The sequence below is a fragment of the Zhongshania aquatica genome (genome assembly GCF_027257955.1).
Classification (GTDB): domain Bacteria; phylum Pseudomonadota; class Gammaproteobacteria; order Pseudomonadales; family Spongiibacteraceae; genus Spongiibacter; species Spongiibacter aquatica.
Genome location: NZ_JANZNQ010000064.1, coordinates 1 through 2965, shown reverse-complemented (window position 1 = coordinate 2965; position 2965 = coordinate 1). Strand labels below are relative to the sequence as shown.

The following is a 2965-nucleotide window of genomic DNA, read 5'->3' as shown; positions in this document are numbered from 1 at the left end:
GCTATTTTGGGCGGTTAGATTTGACTTTAGCGGCTTGGCCCAGACGGGCTTTGCCGTGGTGCGAGATTTTTGCGGAGTTTTTGATTTTCTTCTTCGGTTGCCGAAAGCTTCCAGCTCACCGCGTGCAACTCGGTTTCTTGCGCCTTTATTTTTTCTGACTGCTGTGTTGCTGTCTGCTCGGTCTGCTTGAGCTTGTCATACACCGTGCCAAGCAATGAAAGGTTCCGCTCGCGGTCGTAATGCACTTCATCTGACACGCGCTGACGCTCGATTTCAAGCTGTCGCTGTGTGTCTAGCAGCACTCTTTGCTGGTCACGCGCAGTCTTTACAAGCAAGTCGAGATCAGGGGCGAGCTGTGTAAAAAAGCTCTCTCGCATACGCTTACCAAACGCGCTTGGCGTCTCGAAAATCTTTGGTTTGATGGGTTCTGGCTTCGCTGGAACCTTGATTGTTTTCTTTGCTGAAACTGCTACGCGCTGCTGTATCGCATACCATTCGCGCACCTCGGTGTGTGTCGCCTTGGACTTTTTCACGCCTCGGTCCAGGGCGAATGGCTTCATCGCCTGGGCATAGCTGTCTTGCAGTGCTGAGAGCTTACCGCGGCCATCGAGATACTCTTTGCATGTCACGCGGTTAATTTCCTTGTTTGCTCGCTTGTCAAAGCGAGCAACTACAGGGCAGACGATAGCATGGAGATGCGGCGTTTTTTCGTCGCGATGAAGATCAACCGTAATTAAATTATTGCCGTAGTTTTTTTTCAGCCAGTCTATGTTGGCAGAGACCCATTTCCCGAGGTCTTTTTTATCGGTGATATTTTTCATGCTCTCAGGCGAGGCCGTAAGCAGAACTTCAAAAGCTGGAGGCGAGTTTTTATTCAGCTTCGCATCAGCCTGCTTGATGTGATTTTTTACCTGAGCAACTAACGGTTGGTCGGTGCCGACCAACCGACGATTCAAATGTAATTTTTCAGGATCGGCGTTTGGCGTTTCGCGGGTACGCGAATTGTGACCGCCGGCACCGCCGACGGCTCCCATTGTTTTTAGCTTTTTGGTTCTCATGATCGCGTAGCCCATCACATGAGAATAGCGCAAGTCTTGTACGAACGAAACCTTTTAGCGCAGCAAAAGGTGTAGTCAGTACTCTATCTATTGATAGGTGCCGATTCAAAGAATCGGAAAAGACCGCCAAACCAAGGGCAAAAGGCGGGATTATTAGCTGGCATGGGGGCGGAAATGACGCGCACCCATACCAGCTAAAACCCCAATACATGCCCAGCAATTCAAGCTATTTGTATGCACATATGTATGTGCATACAAAGGCGGGAATAACACTGCAAAGGCTATTTATTGGGATCAGCCGAGACGACCTTTTTAGCGGCTTTAATCTCCTGAGCAAGTGCTTTTGTCAGTGCTTCCGTAACATTCCAACGCAGGCCATTACGCACGCACTCTGCCTTTAACTCTGTGATCTCTTTTGACATTTCATCAGTAATGCGAAATGTAAAGCTTTTAGTCTTATTAGAAGTAATGCCTTTTGATATTGCCATAATAACCACCTTTGTAATTTTAAATGAAACAACAAACACAATGCCATAAATAAATACTAATGAAAGTATATTTGGATTATCTTTTGAAGTTTCTTTTGTCTTGTCTTTTGTATGTGCATTTAACAATACAAAAGACAATATAAAAAAGAGGCGGTATTGTCGGTTACTGTTTTTTTGTGTGTGCTTTTGTATGTGCTATTTAAACAAGTCGCCTTGCTCTTTTTCGGAAATAATGAACTCGAAAGCCGTTATTTTTCGGCCTCTTTTAATGTCGCGGCACTCAATCTTGAAGTCGGATTTCTCGTTAATTTCTTTTAACGCTGGGCGGAGGACGCGGGTTTTAAAGTCGCCCATTCGTGGGTAGGTCTCTGCGCAGTCCATCCCGCCCCTAAAATCGGCCACTGTTATTTTGCGATATCCCGTGCTGCGGAACTGGCTAGCAAGCTCGTACAATCTGATGCTGTGGAAGCTGTTGAGCTTGCTCACATCAAGCAAGCTCAACCGCGTGAACGCCTCCATCATGCCCTGTAAACGAGTTGTTATTGAGTATGTGAACCTCACGCTAATGCGCCCTTCAGCTTCGACGTAGCGCACGGAATCAAACCAGTTAACGTCTTCGGTGATGCCTGTTTTTGGGTGGAATGTTACATGTCTTTTTATCATTTGCTTCGCGGCTCGCTGCAAGGCTCTCCACGGCGTTCCGTCCTGCGGGAAGTGCTGCTTCCACTCCGCTACAGTTAATTCAAATTCAGCGCCAGCGGGCGGGAAATGGCGCGGATCTAGCTTTGAGATACCCAGCAATAGCAGTCGTTTTTCATTGAGCGTTAATGTGTAGCTGGCCTCGATGAGTTGGTTATCTTGAGTAACTGAAACTCTGTTTTTGTCTTGATCTATTAACGACATAAAAAAACCTGTTGTTATGAACTGCCATTTTGTAGTTATAACAGAATGAACGACAAAGTAAATACCTGTCGTTATGAACTGCCATTTTGTCGTTATTAAACTGCCATTTTGTCGTTATTAACTGCCATTTTGTCGTTAATAGATCGCTGAAACCCACGGCTGGCGCGGCCTCCAGAGCACCTAAAAACAGGTTAAAAACAAGATAAAAATATATATATAGAAATTTCGCTGTGGATAACAATTTTCAGGGCATGAAAAAACAGGTCAAAAGCTAAAAAACCAATCTTTTTCACCAATTAACCGTCTTTGCCTGTTTTTAATCGATCTGAGCGATTTTAGTATTAAACCTAGGTGTTGGTATTGGTTGATAGTGTAAAAGCCCGCAGCGGGCTATTTTGGGCGGTTAGATTTGACTTTAGCGGCTTGGCCCAGACGGGCTTTGCCGTGGTGCGAGATTTTTGCGGAGTTTTTGATTTTCTTCTTCGGTTGCCGAAAGCTTCCAGCTCACCGCGTGCA

Annotated in this window: 3 protein-coding genes; all 3 read right to left on the bottom strand. The window is 45.8% G+C overall.

Translation table 11 applies throughout. From position 1 onward, the window contains the following. Window positions 1-26 precede the first annotated feature (26 nt). Entirely contained in the window at window positions 27-1073 is a 1047-nt protein-coding gene (mobV, locus tag O9X78_RS20475) for a MobV family relaxase (protein WP_332108539.1), read from the bottom strand. Between the two features lie 266 nt (window positions 1074-1339). Further along, complete coding sequence (locus O9X78_RS20470; protein ID WP_269621546.1) at window positions 1340-1672, bottom strand: hypothetical protein; 333 nt, start codon at window positions 1670-1672, stop codon at window positions 1340-1342. A 69-nt stretch (window positions 1673-1741) separates the two neighbouring features. After that, complete coding sequence (locus O9X78_RS20465; RefSeq protein WP_269621545.1) at window positions 1742-2449, bottom strand: replication initiation protein; 708 nt, start codon at window positions 2447-2449, stop codon at window positions 1742-1744. Window positions 2450-2965 lie beyond the last annotated feature (516 nt).

Bases quoted from the DNA above. Each gene is read 5' to 3' on its own strand.
- mobV (WP_332108539.1), bottom strand. From the start codon at position 1,073: ATGGGCTACGCGATCATGAGAACCAAAAAGCTAAAAACAATGGGAGCC.
- O9X78_RS20465 (WP_269621545.1), bottom strand. From the start codon at position 2,449: ATGTCGTTAATAGATCAAGACAAAAACAGAGTTTCAGTTACTCAAGAT.